Annotated in this window: 16 protein-coding genes and 2 tRNA genes; 8 read left to right on the plus strand and 10 right to left on the minus strand. The window is 45.7% G+C overall.

Annotated elements, in window-relative coordinates:
- Window positions 1-3: 3 nt before the first annotated feature.
- The 4 genes from glnG to glnA all read right to left on the minus strand — a co-directional run bounded on the left by glnG (window position 4) and on the right by glnA (window position 4,630).
- Entirely contained in the window at window positions 4-1,413 is a 1,410-nt protein-coding gene (gene glnG, locus P3C17_RS01715) for a nitrogen regulation protein NR(I) (RefSeq protein ID WP_300927825.1), read from the minus strand.
- Window positions 1,401-2,495 (minus strand): nitrogen regulation protein NR(II), encoded by a 1,095-nt coding sequence (glnL, locus tag P3C17_RS01720; RefSeq protein WP_300927826.1) that lies wholly within the window; start codon window positions 2,493-2,495, stop codon window positions 1,401-1,403. Before glnL ends, glnG begins: the two co-directional genes overlap by 13 nt.
- Before the next feature lie 70 nt (window positions 2,496-2,565).
- Window positions 2,566-3,093, minus strand: a complete 528-nt coding sequence (locus P3C17_RS01725; protein WP_300927827.1) for a DUF4124 domain-containing protein — start codon at window positions 3,091-3,093, stop codon at window positions 2,566-2,568.
- A 127-nt stretch (window positions 3,094-3,220) separates the two neighbouring features.
- A complete protein-coding gene (glnA, locus tag P3C17_RS01730) occupies window positions 3,221-4,630 on the minus strand; it encodes a glutamate--ammonia ligase (protein ID WP_300927828.1) in 1,410 nt (469 codons plus the stop codon).
- Window positions 4,631-5,082: 452 nt separating this feature from the next.
- On the opposite strand from glnA, the gene typA reads away from it, so the two are divergent.
- Both typA and P3C17_RS01740 read left to right on the plus strand, forming a co-directional pair.
- The gene (typA, locus tag P3C17_RS01735) at window positions 5,083-6,915 is read left to right on the plus strand and encodes a translational GTPase TypA (protein WP_300927829.1); all 1,833 of its coding nucleotides are present in this window, start codon (window positions 5,083-5,085) and stop codon (window positions 6,913-6,915) included.
- Window positions 6,916-7,224: 309 nt separating this feature from the next.
- Window positions 7,225-7,752 (plus strand): DUF3016 domain-containing protein, encoded by a 528-nt coding sequence (locus P3C17_RS01740; RefSeq protein WP_300927830.1) that lies wholly within the window; start codon window positions 7,225-7,227, stop codon window positions 7,750-7,752.
- Here P3C17_RS01740 and P3C17_RS01745 read toward each other — a convergent pair.
- Window positions 7,745-8,044: a hypothetical protein gene (locus tag P3C17_RS01745; protein WP_300927831.1), complete on the minus strand. Its 300-nt coding sequence runs from the start codon at window positions 8,042-8,044 to the stop codon at window positions 7,745-7,747. The two genes, P3C17_RS01740 and P3C17_RS01745, sit on opposite strands and share 8 nt — an antisense overlap.
- A gap of 83 nt (window positions 8,045-8,127) precedes the next feature.
- Window positions 8,128-8,436: a prephenate dehydrogenase gene (locus P3C17_RS01750; RefSeq protein WP_233079699.1), complete on the minus strand. Its 309-nt coding sequence runs from the start codon at window positions 8,434-8,436 to the stop codon at window positions 8,128-8,130.
- A gap of 164 nt (window positions 8,437-8,600) precedes the next feature.
- Here P3C17_RS01750 and P3C17_RS01755 point away from each other — a divergent pair, with 164 nt between their 5' ends.
- Window positions 8,601-8,996 carry a MerC domain-containing protein gene (locus tag P3C17_RS01755; RefSeq protein WP_233079700.1) on the plus strand — a complete coding sequence of 132 codons (396 nt, stop codon included), beginning with the start codon at window positions 8,601-8,603 and terminating at the stop codon, window positions 8,994-8,996.
- Window positions 8,997-9,010: 14 nt separating this feature from the next.
- On the opposite strand, the gene P3C17_RS01760 is transcribed toward P3C17_RS01755, so the two are convergent.
- From P3C17_RS01760 to rsgA, 3 genes are all read right to left on the minus strand, one after another.
- On the minus strand, window positions 9,011-9,694 hold the full coding sequence (locus tag P3C17_RS01760) for a glycerophosphodiester phosphodiesterase family protein (protein WP_300927832.1): 684 nt from the start codon (window positions 9,692-9,694) through the stop codon (window positions 9,011-9,013).
- A gap of 108 nt (window positions 9,695-9,802) precedes the next feature.
- Window positions 9,803-10,669, minus strand: a complete 867-nt coding sequence (asd, locus tag P3C17_RS01765; protein ID WP_300927833.1) for an archaetidylserine decarboxylase — start codon at window positions 10,667-10,669, stop codon at window positions 9,803-9,805.
- A gap of 14 nt (window positions 10,670-10,683) precedes the next feature.
- On the minus strand, window positions 10,684-11,727 hold the full coding sequence (gene rsgA / locus P3C17_RS01770; RefSeq protein ID WP_233007651.1) for a small ribosomal subunit biogenesis GTPase RsgA: 1,044 nt from the start codon (window positions 11,725-11,727) through the stop codon (window positions 10,684-10,686).
- 130 nt (window positions 11,728-11,857) lie between these two features.
- Between rsgA and orn the strand changes: the two genes are divergently transcribed.
- From orn to P3C17_RS01795, 5 genes are all read left to right on the plus strand, one after another.
- Window positions 11,858-12,409 (plus strand): oligoribonuclease, encoded by a 552-nt coding sequence (gene orn, locus P3C17_RS01775; protein ID WP_300927834.1) that lies wholly within the window; start codon window positions 11,858-11,860, stop codon window positions 12,407-12,409.
- Between the two features lie 128 nt (window positions 12,410-12,537).
- Window positions 12,538-12,613 (plus strand) — tRNA-Gly (locus P3C17_RS01780).
- Between the two features lie 49 nt (window positions 12,614-12,662).
- Window positions 12,663-12,738: transfer RNA gene (locus tag P3C17_RS01785), tRNA-Gly, on the plus strand.
- 124 nt (window positions 12,739-12,862) lie between these two features.
- Window positions 12,863-13,357, plus strand: a complete 495-nt coding sequence (locus P3C17_RS01790) for a DUF4442 domain-containing protein (RefSeq protein ID WP_300927835.1) — start codon at window positions 12,863-12,865, stop codon at window positions 13,355-13,357.
- 51 nt (window positions 13,358-13,408) lie between these two features.
- A complete protein-coding gene (locus P3C17_RS01795; protein ID WP_300927836.1) occupies window positions 13,409-13,612 on the plus strand; it encodes a DUF1289 domain-containing protein in 204 nt (67 codons plus the stop codon).
- Here P3C17_RS01795 and queG read toward each other — a convergent pair.
- Complete coding sequence (gene queG, locus P3C17_RS01800; protein WP_300927837.1) at window positions 13,581-14,720, minus strand: tRNA epoxyqueuosine(34) reductase QueG; 1,140 nt, start codon at window positions 14,718-14,720, stop codon at window positions 13,581-13,583. The genes P3C17_RS01795 and queG overlap by 32 nt on opposite strands.
- Between the last annotated feature and the right edge of the window lie 63 nt (window positions 14,721-14,783).

A 14,783-nucleotide genomic window follows, 5' to 3' on the forward strand; every position in this document is an offset into this window, starting at 1 on the left:
CTCCTACTCCATATTCAGCTCTTTCAATTTACGGGTTAAGGTATTACGACCCCAGCCTAAACGTTTAGCCGCATCTTGTTTGTGGCCATGGGTGTAATGCAACGCCTGTTGCAGTACAATTTTTTCAAATTCTGGTCCAGCTTCAGCCAGAATATTTTCTTCACCGGCATTGAGTTTCTGACTGACCCAGGCGGCTAAAGCGTCTTGCCAGCTTTGTTGGCCGCCGGCTGTGGAATTTATTATCACTTTTGGCGCACTGGTGAGTTCTGGCGGTAAGTCGGATAACAGTACTTGTTTGCCACTGGCCATGACTGTTAACCAGCGACAGCTGTTTTCCAGTTGGCGTACGTTACCAGGCCAGTCGAGCTGAGCTAAAAACTTCTCAGTTTCACTAGCCAGGCTTTTTGCTTCAACATTCAGCTCGCGGGCTGCCTGTTGCAGGAAATGCTGGGCCAGTTTGGGAATATCCTGTTTGCGATCTTTTAATGCCGGAATTTGAATACGGATCACGTTCAGACGGTGAAACAAGTCTTCGCGGAACTTACCTTCAGCCACCAGCACCTCAAGATTCTGGTGAGTGGCTGCAATAATACGTACATCCACGCTAATACCCTGATGACCACCGACCCGATAAAACTGACCGTCTGCCAATACCCTTAATAAACGGGTTTGCACATCCAGTGGCATATCGCCAATTTCATCAAGAAATAAAGTGCCTCCATCGGCTTGCTCAAAGCGGCCTTTACGCAAATTAGCCGCGCCGGTAAAAGCGCCTTTTTCATGACCAAAGAGTTCAGATTCAATTAAATCTTTTGGAATAGCCGCCATATTCAGTGCAATAAAAGGCTGCTCTGAACGTGGACTGTGTTTATGCAGGGCATGCGCCACTAACTCTTTACCTGTACCGGACTGGCCGTTGATCAGCACGCTGATACTGGAGCGCGATAAGCGACCAATAGCGCGAAACACTTCCTGCATAGCGGGAGCTTCGCCAATAATTTCCGGTACTTCAGTTTGCACTACAGCCTGTTGTTTGGGTTGTTTGGCCTGACTATGCGCTAAAGCACGCTGAATAAGCGATACCGCCTCATTGATATCAAAAGGTTTTGGCAGGTATTCAAATGCGCCTTTTTTAAAGGCGTTCACTGCACTATCCAAATCCGAATGCGCGGTCATAATAATAACCGGCAACTCGGGCGAGAGTTCCTGTAACTTGGTCAGCAACGCCATACCATCAGTGCCTGGCATCCGGATATCAGATACCACTACTGTTGGCTGTTCATACTGCAGACGTTGTAACATTAAATCGGCCGAAGCATAACTTTCACAGGCAATATCAGCCCTGGCTAACGCCTTTTCCAATACCCAGCGGATCGAGTTGTCATCATCAATAATCCAGACTACTTGCTGCATTGTTCTTCTCCAGAGTTATTGAGCGGTAAATACAAAGTAAAAGCGGTTTGCCCGGGCCAGCTTTCGCAGTCAATCCAGCCACCATGTTGATGGATCAGGGTTTGAGCTATCGACAAGCCCAGGCCGGTACCACCAGGTTTGCCTGTGACCATAGGGAAAAATAAGGTGTCTTTAATTTCAGCAGGAATGCCGGGGCCATTGTCTATCACTTTTATGGCGGCGACTAAACGGTGGCGACGGCCATGGATAGTATGCTGATTTAAGATCCGGGTTTGTAAGGTGATTTGACCACCTTCGGTCAGCACTTGTTGGGCGTTGCCAACAATATTTAATAAGGCCTGTTCAATCAGTTCAGGATCAAAGGAAAAGTCCGGAATACTCGGATCGTAATCGCGCACAAACTGCACATGAGTAGGGTTATCCATTTGTGCCAACTGACTGACGCGCTCCAGTACCTGATGCACGTTAGATATTTTTTTACTCGGTGCTTTGTAGGGGCCCAACAAACGGTCGACCAGATTACGCAACCGGTCTGCCTGGGCAATAATTAGCTGAGTGTATTCTTTTTGATCGTCATTCAACGACTCTTCCAGCAACTGAGCTGCACCACGCAAACCACCTAAAGGGTTTTTAATTTCGTGGGCTAAACCGCGGATCAATTCACGGGCTGCCAGATGCTGATGCTGTTGCAAACTTTCCAGACTGATTTTGCGTTGCTGATCAACCTGACGTAGTTCCAGCATCAGGGCTAAATGGGGTTGTTCAATCAGATTGACTGTGACGTCCAGTAGAATATGCCGTCCATCCAGCAACACGGCCTGCACATCGCTGATGCCAAAACCCTGCCGGTTTTGCAGTGCAGTTAAAAAGAAGCTGGAGGTTAAATCTGTGTACTGAAATAAGGTAAAAAAATACTGCTGCGCCAGTCGTTTTTCGCCCACACCAAACATCGCCGAACTGGCGGTATTAAAATACTGCACCTGCAACTGGCTATCCAGCACCAATATGGCGGTGCTGAGTTGATCGGTAAAGTCGGTGGTGGAAAAATCCATCGTCTTTTGTTGTTGGGTCACTGCGCTCACCTATTGCACCAAAATGGTGCTTTAATTTCACAGTGTACTGTAAAATCGGACGGATCACCGTCAAAACGCACTATTTTGGTGTAGCTATTGTAGTTTTACGTAAATAAAAGGTTGTGACAGGACTTTCTGCAATTAGCTTGCCGTTTTGATCGAGTGCTTGCAGCCGGAGTTGATGTTCGCCTCGTTCCACGCCCAGCAAGCGAAAGTTGCTGCTTTGCTGCAAAGGGCTGTAGTGACTGTTATCCAGTACTAAACGTAGCTTGTGATGATCGGCAAGTTCAGGGCTGACATCGCTTTGCACCACCACTTCGCCTTGGTTGGAAATCACAGTGTCTTCTTGAGCAGGCGTCAATATAGTCAACTGGTAAAGCGGAACTTCCTCAGTTAAAGGGGCCAGTGGGTCGATTTGAGTGGCTTGTTGTGGCTGTTGGCTTTGCAGAGATACTTTCAGTTCCAGTTTTTTAGAGCCTGCAACAGCTTTGTCTGAATACAGTGGGACGCCATTTTTATCGACGCTGACATAAACCTGCTGCGCAAATGCGTTGGTGTAAAATGCAGTGGTGCAGAGTAAAACAAAAAACAGCATCAGCTTGTTCATGGAAATCCGGATTATGGTCGCAGCTGTATTTACTCTAATCCGTCCGGGCATGGATCTCAAATTCCAGCCAAAGAAAAACCCGCGACAGGCGCGGGTTTCGATGTCAAAACAGCGGATTAACTATGAATTAAACGCTGTAGTACAGTTCGTATTCCAGTGGGTGCACTGCAACAGATACACGTTTGGATTCAGCACGTTTCAGTTCGATGTAGGCATCGATCATCGCGTCAGACATAACGCCGCCTTTAGTGAAGATAGCGCGGTTTGCATCTAATGCATCCAGAGCTTCGTCTAAAGAACCACAAACCTGAGGGATCAGTGCTTCTTCTTCTGGTGGCAGGTCATACAAGTCTTTATCCATGGCATCGCCTGGGTGGATCTTGTTCTGAATACCATCTAAACCAGCCATTAACTGAGCTACGAAAGCCAGGTAAGGGTTCGCTGCCGGATCCGGGAAACGCACTTCGATACGACGTGCTTTAGCACTTGGTACCAGTGGGATACGGATAGACGCTGAACGGTTACGGGCTGAGTAAGCCAGCATTACAGGAGCTTCAAAGTGCGGCACTAAACGCTTGTACGAGTTAGTAGAAGGGTTAGTGAAGGCATTGATTGATTTAGCGTGTTTGATGATACCGCCAATGTAGTACAGGGCAGTTTCTGATAAACCAGCATATTTATCACCAGCAAACAGGTTGACACCATCTTTTGCTAATGACTGGTGGCAGTGCATACCTGAACCGTTATCGCCAACCAGTGGTTTTGGCATAAAGGTTACAGTTTTGCCATACAGGTTCGCTACGTTATGAACAACGTATTTTAATACCTGAATTTCGTCAGCTTTTTTAGTTAACGTATTGAAACGAGTTGCGATTTCGTTCTGACCTGCAGTAGCAACTTCGTGGTGGTGAGCTTCAACCACCTGGCCCATTTCTTCCAGCACTACACACATAGCGCTACGGATATCGTGGTGTTGATCTACTGGTGGTACCGGGAAGTAACCGCCTTTGATACCTGGGCGGTGAGCTTTGTTGCCGCCTTCGTATACTTTGTCTGAGTTCCATGCTGCTTCTGCTGAATCGATAGCGAAGAAGGCAGTAGACATAGTGTTTTTGAAACGCACGTCATCAAACATAAACCATTCTGGTTCAGGTCCAAACAATACGGTGTCAGCAATACCGGTAGATTTCAGGTACTCTTCAGCACGTTTAGCGATTGAACGCGGGCAACGCTCGTAACCTTGCATAGTGCTTGGTTCGATAACGTCACAGCTGATATTGACTGTAGTTTCTTCAGAAAAAGGATCCAGCAGCATTGTGTCAGGCTGTGGCATCAGGATCATGTCTGAGTCATTGATACCTTTCCAGCCGGCGATAGAAGAACCGTCGAACATTTTACCGTCTTCAAAGAAATCTTCGTTGATCTGGCTGACTGGGATAGTGACGTGTTGTTCTTTACCTTTGGTATCTGTAAAGCGTAAATCAACGAATCTTACGTCGTTCTCTTTGATAAAACTCAGTACTGTAGATGCAGACATGCATTCCTCCGGTTTGTGCTGTTGACGGGTGCCATAAAGCACCTGTTTTTATAATGCTGGCTTAGGCCAAAGCTTTGCGCTTTGTAATGCTATTCTTGTGCCAAAGATTTATGGTATTGATTTGTAATGACTTTATATCTTGATGCTTCGTAATGAAGCAGGCTTTTGCGTTAAGTTGGTGCAATGCTGCCTCATTGTGAGGCAAGGGCCCCAAGCTGGTGCTTTTTCAAATAAACCTGATTTAAAATAGCAAGTTTCATCGCGCTGTCACTGAAAAGCGTTGAAATTCATCAGGTAGTCGTTATGTTGTAAAAATAAGCCACAGCAGATCACAGTTAATTTTTCTTTCTGCGTAAAAACAGAGTAGAATACGCGCCCTTGAATTCGAACAACTTTTAGTCAATGCCTAGTAGTCAAGATTATGGTCAGCTAGTGCCACAGAGGAAATATAAATGAGCGGAACCGCTTCAGCGATCGAAAAACTGCGTAATGTCGCCATTATCGCGCACGTTGACCATGGTAAAACAACTTTGGTAGACAAATTACTGCAACAGTCAGGCACTTTTGATGCCCGCGCCAAGTTGCAGGAACGTGTCATGGACTCCAACGCCCAGGAATCCGAACGCGGTATAACCATTTTGGCAAAAAATACTTCAGTACGCTGGAACGGTTACCACATCAACATCCTGGACACACCAGGCCACGCCGACTTCGGTGGTGAAGTTGAACGTGTATTGTCTATGGCTGACTCTGTATTGTTATTAGTTGACGCTGTTGAAGGCCCAATGCCACAAACACGTTTCGTAACTCAAAAAGCTTTTGCCCACGGCTTAAAGCCTATTGTTGTTGTGAATAAAATTGACCGTCCGGGCGCACGTCCTGATTGGGTTATTGACCAGGTATTCGATCTGTTTGACAACTTAGGCGCAACTGACGAGCAGTTAGATTTCCCTATCGTTTACGCATCAGCGATCAATGGTTGGGCGACTCTGGATTACAACGAGCCAAAAACAGATATCAACGATTTGTTCGCAGCTATTGTTGAGCACGTAGCTCCGCCAAAAGTTGAACTGAACGGTGATACCCAAATTCAGGTGTCTCAGCTGGATTACTCAAGCTACTTAGGCATTATCGGTATCGGCCGTATCAAACGCGGTACTTTAAAGCCTAACCAGCAAGTCACAGTGATTGGTGCCGATGGCAATAAACGTAATGCTAAAGTAGGTCAGGTTTTTGGTTACTTAGGCTTGGAGCGTATTGAAGCGACTGAAGCTAACGCTGGTGATATTGTTGCCTTCACTGGTTTAGGCGAGCTGAAAATCTCCGATACGATTTGCGCTCCAAACAATCTTGACCCGTTGCCAGCTCTGCAGGTAGACGAACCAACAGTGACTATGACCTTCCAGGTTAATACGTCTCCGTTTGCTGGTAAAGAAGGTAAATTTGTTACTTCACGTCAGATTTTAGATCGCTTAAATGCTGAACTGAAACACAACGTAGCTTTACGTGTTGAAGAAACTGAAGACGGTGACAAGTTCAAAGTATCAGGCCGTGGTGAATTGCACTTAGGCGTGTTAATCGAAAACATGCGTCGTGAAGGTTTTGAACTGGCTGTATCACGTCCTGAAGTAATCATGAGAGTAGACGACGGCGTTAAAACTGAACCAATGGAAAACGTCACCATTGACGTGGAAGAACAGCACCAGGGTTCTATCATGGAAAAAATGGGTGAGCGTAAAGCTGACCTGACCAATATGCAACCGGATGGTAAAGGCCGTATTCGTATGGACTTCAACATGCCAAGCCGTGGTTTAATTGGTTTCCGTACAGAGTTCATGACTTTGACTTCAGGTACCGGTCTGATGTACCACAGCTTCGACTGCTACGGCCCGTACAAAGGCGGTACTATTGGCCAGCGTATGAACGGTGTATTGATTTCTAACGCTACGGGTAAAGCTGCTGGTTACGCTATTTTCTCTTTGCAGGAACGTGGTCGTATGTTTATCAGCCATGCTGAAGAAGTGTATGAAGGTCAGGTCATCGGTATTCACAGCCGTAGCAACGACTTAACTGTAAACTGCTTAAAAGGCAAACAGTTAACTAACGTACGTGCTTCTGGTACTGACGAAGCCATCAACCTGGTTCCGCCAATCCGTTACGCTTTAGAACAGGCTCTGGAATTTATCGATGACGACGAACTGGTTGAAGTAACACCAGCTTCTATTCGTATTCGCAAACGCCACTTAACTGAAAACGACCGTAAACGTGCTGGCCGTGCCGGTTAATACGTTGTTTTAGTTAAATAAAAAACCGCCTCCGGGCGGTTTTTTTCATTGGTGCGCCCAACAAAAGTTCATTGTATTGCCAACCAATAAGAAACCAGCACAAGGACTAATGGGTTCACTGTCAGGCTTTGTCAGCAAGGTATTACATCTGAACACGTCTTGGCACAATTAATCACTTCAGACAAAGGAACAGACTGGGCTATAGTGATGTCTGTAGAATAAGAGATTGTGGATCATTGATTCAGAGTTATCTGCCATCTGTTTTGTTGAAGTATTTGTGTGTCAGGTGCAAAAAAGAAGAGGTGTATTATGCGTTTTATAAAATCAGCTGTAGTGATGCTTTCCCTACTTGCCATGAGTGCTGCAATGGCAGGCGAAGTAAAAGTGGAATACAAAGACTACAAAAAGTTTACTGATATGAAACCAGCTAACGAAGTCCGTGGCGCCTATGAAAAAAGAACTATGGCCAGCTTCGATAAAATGTTTGCAGACCTAGCGAAAGAATTACCAGAAGGTTATAGCTGGGATGTTGTAGTCACAGATATAGATTTAGCCGGTGATGTGAACCATATGTTCACCCAGACAGGTGAGCGGATCCGTGTGATCAAAGAGGTCTTTATTCCACGCATCAATTTCAGTTATATCCTGCTTGATCAAAGCAAGACGGTTGTAATGGAAGAGAAAGATCTGAAGTTAAAAGATATGAGTTTCATGAGCAGAATTGGTACGTTCAGAGCGGATCAGTCTTTTGAATTTGAACGTGTCATGTTAGAGCGTTGGTTTAAAGACAATATCAAACCTGTAGTGGCTTCACATCAGCAAAAAACGGCTAAATGAGATTAGCAATTTCTCTGTAAATGGCAACGGCCTCCTCCCGGCTTAACTGGCCACTGGAGGCTGCTTTTCCTATAGTGCTTGTTACCCGAATTGAATCCTGCCGGCTTTCTTCCTTCTGCGGTTGCTCTTGTGGCAAGCTGGAGATTGTCTGCTGAAATTTGTTTTGCTGTAATGCGGGTTCCAGCTCCCTTGAGAGCAAAGATCCGGGATTAGGGTGCGACGGAGTGCCGGAAAAGGCAGATTGCCGAGCTTCCTGTTTGATGCTGTCTAATGACGTTGTTAAAGTGGCCATGGCGTACTCCTTCTCCTCTGTTAGAGTAGTGCAACGGCCTTTTTGCGTTAGAATAGTTTTTTATAAGAAGGTTGAAAAATAACCTATTTTGTAATGACCTGGCGGAACTCAGCTAAGGTTTTGTGTAATAACTGAATTTGTTTGACTACTCGCTGCAAGGTGGCGGTATTAAACTGCTGAGTTTGACGCATAGCTGCAACCTGTTCAGCTGCTTCGCTTAAATAAGGCATGAATCTGTTGCTGCTGACCTGAAAACTCTTATCGTTCACAAAAATAGTCTGATAGTTGCCATGACCTTGTTGCTGGATATCGTCTAAAACTGCGTCTGCATCCAAAGCTTTGCGATACAGATCTTTTAAGTTTTGATCCAGTTGTTCCAGTAATTGATCCATGATTTTGTCTCCAAAAAATTTTCAGCATTATGCCACAGCCAGCAACAGATGCCGATTGAGCCGGGCAGCTTTTCTCTGCGAATTGGGAAAGATTGAGGCAGGCGGTTTGTTTTTGTTTTGATTTGTTATATTATCTCACTCCTTCAAAATCGGAGTGTCAATTCGTGCTAAGTCAGGTTCGCAATACGTTGGATAAAGTAGGTATAGCCATCACATCTTTGTGCGCTATCCATTGTATTATGCTGCCTGTATTATTGCCTTTATTACCGCTGTTAGGCTTAAGCGCCTGGCATAACCATGCCTTTGAGCAGGTTATTTTACTGATCACTATGGCGTTGGGTTTTATTACCTTGTTTGCTGGTTTCCACCGTTATCACAAAAAGATTTATCCTTTTTATTCGTTATTTTTAGGTGGTTTTATCTACTGGCAAAAAGATATTTTTGGCCATGACTACGAACATTACATTCTGATTGTCGGCGCATCTTTTGTGGTGCTGGCACATATCTTAAATATACGTCTCTGCAATCAGTGCCATAGTTGTGACAGCCACAAACACTGATCTTTTTTGGAATGCTACCAGCTTCTGGCTTCCAGCGGATAATTACAAAAAATTCCATCCACACCTAACTGCTGCATTTTTGCGGCAGTGACAGCATCGTTTACTGTGTAAACCCACACTTTTAAGCCACGTTGATGCGCATCCAACACCATCTGTTGGTTAATAAAACCTTTATCACAGTTCACTGACCATGCCCCCAGCTCTGATGCAAAGGCGGCGTAATCCAGCGGTAATGAGGCTGTTAAAGCGCCGAGTTTTAAATCAGATCTTTGGCTTTTAACTTGTTTGAGCAAATGGTGATTAAAAGAAGAGATCACTAATTTTTGGGGATCTGTATTTAGCTGTGTTTCGGCTTTTTTAAGCAGCTCTAGTAATGGTTTCGCCGTGTCTGCACCTTTGAGTTCAATATTCAGCAGCGTCTGATTGTTCACCAGTTGCAGCACTTGCCATAAAGTCGGCACCTGCTGACCAGAGCCTGCGTCCAGTTGCTGTAATTGCTTGAGTGTAAAATCCTGCAACAAGCCTGTGCCATTAGTGGTGCGATTGACATTTTCGTCATGGATCACCACCAACTCGTTTTCGACACAAAACACATCAATTTCAATACCATCAGCATTTGCCAACAGAGCTTGTTCTATCGCCAGCAAGGTATTTTCCGGGTAAAAACCGCTGGCACCACGGTGGGCAATAATCTGCATGTTTATTCTCCAGAAACGTCGCAACGTCGCAACAACGTTCCCGACAGTTGCGACGTACCGTACATCCTGTACATAAAAAGCAGAGACTAAGCTCTGCTTTTTATTTGATTAAGCCTTGTTGACTATATCGGCAAAAGGCTCGCCCATGCGGGTTACTGCTGTTGGATATTGCTTGTCAGTAAATTCAATCTGACCCGCCTGGAACGCCAGGATCACTGTGGATCCTAATTTAAAGCGGCCCATTTCTGCACCTTTTTCTAAAGTCACAGCTTGTGGCCCTGTGGCAGGGTAAGTCCAGCGGAACACGTCTTTACCTGCAGGTGGAGTCACAGTGCCAGCCCAGACAGTTTCTATGCTGGCTACTATAGTTGCGCCTACCAATACCAGTGCCATTGGGCCCAATTCAGTATCAAAAATTGCCACTACACGCTCATTACGGGCAAATAAATCAGGCACGTTTTCGGCGGTTAGTGGGTTCACAGAAAACAAGTCGCCTGGCACATAAATCATTTCACGTAAGGTGCCTGTTACAGGCATATGAATACGGTGATAGTCTTTTGGTGCTAAATAAATAGTGGCAAATTTACCGCCAGCATAAGGCGCTGCCGTAGCTGCATCACCGCCTAATAAAGCCTGTAGTGAGTAGTTGTGGTTCTTCGCCTGAATAAGCTTGCCGTCGACGATGTCACCTAACTGACTAATCGCACCATCGACCGGCTGACAGACTACATCAGAGTCGGTATTTATTGGGCGTATACCTTCTTTTAATGGGCGGGTAAAAAATTCATTAAAGCTGGCGTAGTCAGACGCTTTTTCAAATTGGGCCTCGGCCATATTAATTTTATAGGCCTTGATAAACAGGCTGATCAGCGCATGGCTGATAAAGCCCAGACGAGCCGCTGCCAGATAGCCAACAAGACGGGACAACAAATGCTTTGGCATTGCGTATTGCAATGCAATTTTGACTTTATCCATAGTGGATTTAAACCTCAGGGTTGAAAATAATTCGGTTTGTCCTGCGCCATACTCAGCAGGATTTTATGATAACTGGCAAAACGTTCCGGGTGAATTTCACCAATACTGACCGCATGTTGCAGCGCACAGCCCGGATCGTTTAAATGTTTACAATCACGGAATTTGCAGCGGCCGAGCCAGTCTTTGAATTCCGGAAAACCTAAAACAATTTGGTCTGGTTCTAAATGCCACAAGGCGAATTCACGGATACCAGGTGAATCAATTAAATCGCCGCCATCAGGTAAATGATACAAACGTGCTGTGGTCGTCGTGTGTTGGCCTAAACCTGAGTTTTCTGACACGGCGCGGGTTTCTACACCCAAATCAGGCAGCAGGTTATTCACTAAAGAGGACTTTCCTACACCAGACTGACCGACAAAAATACTGACGCCTTGCTTCAAATAAGAATCCAGCTGAGCTGTGCCTTCACCTGTTTTAGCGCTCAGTAATAAAAACTCGTAACCAATGTTTTGATAAATAGCCAACTGCTGATCGACTTCCGCGCGCTGCTCTTCGGTTAATAAATCAATTTTGTTCAGCAATAACAACGGCTTGATATGCATGGCTTCGGCCGCGATTAAATAGCGGTCGACAATATTCAGCGAAAACGCAGGTAAAACGGCGGAGACAATAATCATTAAATCTATATTGGCTGCTACAGGTTTTAAACCATCATAAAAGTCGGGGCGCAGTAATACAGACTCACGTTCAGCGACAGCTTCCACCACACCTTCAGGGCCACCACCTGGCACCTTGGTGCGGCAGAAAACCACTTTGTCGCCTGTGACTAAGGAGTTGATAGTGCGACGGATATTGCAACGGAAAATCTGGCCTGAGCTATCTTCAATATCGGCATGTTGACCAAAACGACTGATCACTAAGCCATGTTCGGCTTCAGCCAATAAGTCAGAATCCAACTCTTTTTTGTTGGTTTTATTCTGAGCCCGGGCTAAACGACGATCCTGGTTGGCGGCTATACGTTGATGCTGGCGTTGATTGAGGTGCTTTTTTTTGGTCACTGTGGCCTTGTGCCTTTACTGTCGCCTGACTGCGGCGGTTTTTACTTTGCTTAAGGCATAGTATGATACCGCTATTCGGGCAAGTTACAAAGCAGCAAAACTGGCTGCAAATAATCAAAGGTATTTAAGCATGGCGAGCAACGACAATAATCTGGTGTGGATCGATCTGGAAATGACAGGTCTGGATCCGGAAAAAGATGTGATTCTGGAAATGGCCACTATAGTGACCGACAGCCAGTTAAATATCCTTGCTGAAGGCCCGGTGTTCGCCATTAAAACACCAAAAGAAGTTTTAGATGCTATGGACGCATGGTGCACTGAAACCCATGGCAAAAGCGGTTTAACCAAACGTTGCCTGGAAAGTGAAGTTGAATTAGCCGACGCTATGGCACAGACCATCAGCTTCCTGTCTGATTATGTGCCTGCGGGAAAATCTCCTATGTGTGGTAACAGCATTGGTCAGGACAGACGCTTTCTAGTCAAGTACGCGCCGGAATTTGAAGCCTTTTTCCACTACCGCAATCTGGATGTCAGTACTGTGAAAGAGTTAGCCAGAAGATGGTACCCGGAAGTGACTAAGCTGGTTAAAAAGTCATCAAGTCATTTAGCTTTGGATGATATTCGGGAATCTATTGCTGAATTAGCAGTTTATAAAACGCATTTTTTCAAAATACCTGAATAAAATCTCTTGCAAAGGGCAGAGAATTTTGTAAAATGCGCGCCGCTTCGAACGAAAATTCAATTGAAGCGGCGTTTTTAGTAATCTTCTTTATAACCAACATAAAGAGCAATAATTACTAACAACAGGATGCGGGCATAGCTCAGTTGGTAGAGCGCGACCTTGCCAAGGTCGAGGTCACGAGTTCGAGCCTCGTTGCCCGCTCCAAATTAAAACTTGTTAACCAACAACAAGTTTTACGAAAGAACCCACCCATGCGGGCATAGCTCAGTTGGTAGAGCGCGACCTTGCCAAGGTCGAGGTCACGAGTTCGAGCCTCGTTGCCCGCTCCAAATTTTCCTCACTTTTCTATTTTCATTCTAAATCCCAAACTTACTCTTTTGTCCTGAACCCAACTTGCTGGCTGATTTTATTACTGCTATCTTTGCCAGACTAAAACTTACAGGTAAGACCAGTATGGAAGCCATCAATAAACTTGGCCGTTATGTTGCCAAAATCAATCACTACTCGCCTTGGTTACGCTCGCCTTTATTAAGCTTGTTATTTGGCAAAGCTGTAAAGTTTGCCGGTACCGCTTCAGTCAAAGTCGATGTACTAAATTTTCAGCAGGCGCAGTTAAGTCTGGCCAATAAAACCAAAGTGCAAAACCATATAGGTTCTGTGCATGCAGCTGCTATGGCCTTGTTGGGCGAATCAGCCAGTGGTTTTTTAGTGGGTTTGCATGTAGCCGACGATCGTATTCCGCTGTTAAAGTCGATGCAGCTGAATTATGTCAAAAGGGCCACTGGCAAGCTCATCGCTACGACATCGTTAACTGAAGAGCAGATCCAGTTTATTCGCGACACAGAAAAAGGTGATATCACTATGGTGGTAAAGATCACTGACGAACTGAATGTGGAGCCAGTAATCGCAGAGTTTGTCTGGGCCTGGGTGCCTAAGCAGAGAAAATAAAGCTTGGATGGTTTGTTGCAGGCTATGATTAACCCAGTAACGGAGACTTCTATGCCTGCATCACCTTGTAACCGCATTTGTTGTTTAAATCATTCTGACGTCTGTTTAGGCTGTGGTCGTACTTTGCAGGAAATTAAAGACTGGCATGTCGCTGATCGCACACAGAAGTTGGACATCTTACTGCAGGCGCAGTTGCGGCTTATGGCTCAGCCCCAGTTTGACCTCAGGCATCCCGAGGTAATCCCTTCTGAATAACCCGCACTAAGCGGTCGGTTTGCCGACTTAATAAATTCTGCTGCAGCAGGCGTTTTTTCTGCTGTTGTAGCAAAGCCCACTGAATATGCTCTGACACCAACTCATCACTTTGCGGCAGTTGCTGTTGTAAGGCTTCAATAATGGCCAAATCAAAAGGCGCATTACCCAATGCCACAGCTATATTACGTTGCCAGCGTTGATAGCCTATTCGACGAATGGCTGAACCTTCGGTGTAGTTTAAAAATTCAGTTTCAGTCCAGTGCCATAAATCCAGCAAGGATTTATTCAGCCACTGTGGCCTGCGCTGAAAGTCTTGCTCTTGCGTGGTGTCTGCTACTCTGTTCACAGGGCACACCAACTGGCAATCGTCGCAGCCATAAATACGGTTACCGAGCAAAGGCCGGAACTCTTCAGGAATAGCGCCTTGCAGTTCTATAGTCAGATAAGAAATACAGCGTCTGGCGTCTACTGTGTAGGGCGCGACTATGGCTTGAGTGGGGCAAATTGTGATACAGGCAACACAAGGTCCACAATCGCCGGTATGAACAGCGTCAACAGGCAGGGGGATATCAACCAGCAACTCACCCAGGAAAAACCAGGATCCCGCGTCCTGATTTAGTACCAGACTATGTTTGCCTTGCCAGCCCAAACCGGCTTTAACTGCAAGTGGCCTCTCCAGAATTGGGGCTGAGTCAACAAAAGGCCGGAAACCCAAAGCACCTAACTCTTTTTCAATACGTTCGCCCAGTTGTTTTAAGCGATTGCGAATGAGCTTATGGTAATCCCGCCCCAAGGCATAACGGCTAATATAAGCCATAGAAGGGTTGGCCAGGTTGGCTGCAAACTGGGCATGCTCCGGCAAGTAATCCATTCGGGCGCTGATGACTCGTATAGTGCCGGGATGCAATTCGGCAGGGCGCGCTCTTTTCATGCCATGAGCGGCCATATACTCCATTTCACCATGAAAACCAGCGTCCAGCCATTGCTGCAATTTAGCTTCTTCCGAAGTTAAATCTGTATCGGTAATGCCTATCTGCTGGAAGCCAAGTTGCTGGCCCCAGACTTTTATTTGCTCTGCAATATGCTGCCAATTGATGCTGCTGGTCATAATAGAATCCGCTGATTTTCGCCGCGCACTTTAGCATAAAAGCCAATCAGGTTTTTGCTTTGA

It is taken from the genome of Rheinheimera sp. 1928-s, from assembly GCF_029269265.1.
Taxonomy (GTDB): Bacteria; Pseudomonadota; Gammaproteobacteria; order Enterobacterales; family Alteromonadaceae; genus Pararheinheimera.

What these genes read in the sequence shown, in the direction of transcription:
- glnG (WP_300927825.1), bottom strand. Translation starts at nt 1,413, where the DNA reads ATGCAGCAAGTAGTCTGGATTATTGATGATGACAACTCGATCCGCTGG.
- P3C17_RS01725 (WP_300927827.1), bottom strand. Translation starts at nt 3,093, where the DNA reads ATGAACAAGCTGATGCTGTTTTTTGTTTTACTCTGCACCACTGCATTT.
- glnA (WP_300927828.1), bottom strand. Translation starts at nt 4,630, where the DNA reads ATGTCTGCATCTACAGTACTGAGTTTTATCAAAGAGAACGACGTAAGA.
- typA (WP_300927829.1), top strand. Translation starts at nt 5,083, where the DNA reads ATGAGCGGAACCGCTTCAGCGATCGAAAAACTGCGTAATGTCGCCATT.
- P3C17_RS01740 (WP_300927830.1), top strand. Translation starts at nt 7,225, where the DNA reads ATGCGTTTTATAAAATCAGCTGTAGTGATGCTTTCCCTACTTGCCATG.
- P3C17_RS01745 (WP_300927831.1), bottom strand. Translation starts at nt 8,044, where the DNA reads ATGGCCACTTTAACAACGTCATTAGACAGCATCAAACAGGAAGCTCGG.
- P3C17_RS01750 (WP_233079699.1), bottom strand. Translation starts at nt 8,436, where the DNA reads ATGGATCAATTACTGGAACAACTGGATCAAAACTTAAAAGATCTGTAT.
- P3C17_RS01760 (WP_300927832.1), bottom strand. Translation starts at nt 9,694, where the DNA reads ATGCAGATTATTGCCCACCGTGGTGCCAGCGGTTTTTACCCGGAAAAT.
- asd (WP_300927833.1), bottom strand. Translation starts at nt 10,669, where the DNA reads ATGGATAAAGTCAAAATTGCATTGCAATACGCAATGCCAAAGCATTTG.
- orn (WP_300927834.1), top strand. Translation starts at nt 11,858, where the DNA reads ATGGCGAGCAACGACAATAATCTGGTGTGGATCGATCTGGAAATGACA.
- P3C17_RS01790 (WP_300927835.1), top strand. Translation starts at nt 12,863, where the DNA reads ATGGAAGCCATCAATAAACTTGGCCGTTATGTTGCCAAAATCAATCAC.
- P3C17_RS01795 (WP_300927836.1), top strand. Translation starts at nt 13,409, where the DNA reads ATGCCTGCATCACCTTGTAACCGCATTTGTTGTTTAAATCATTCTGAC.
- queG (WP_300927837.1), bottom strand. Translation starts at nt 14,720, where the DNA reads ATGACCAGCAGCATCAATTGGCAGCATATTGCAGAGCAAATAAAAGTC.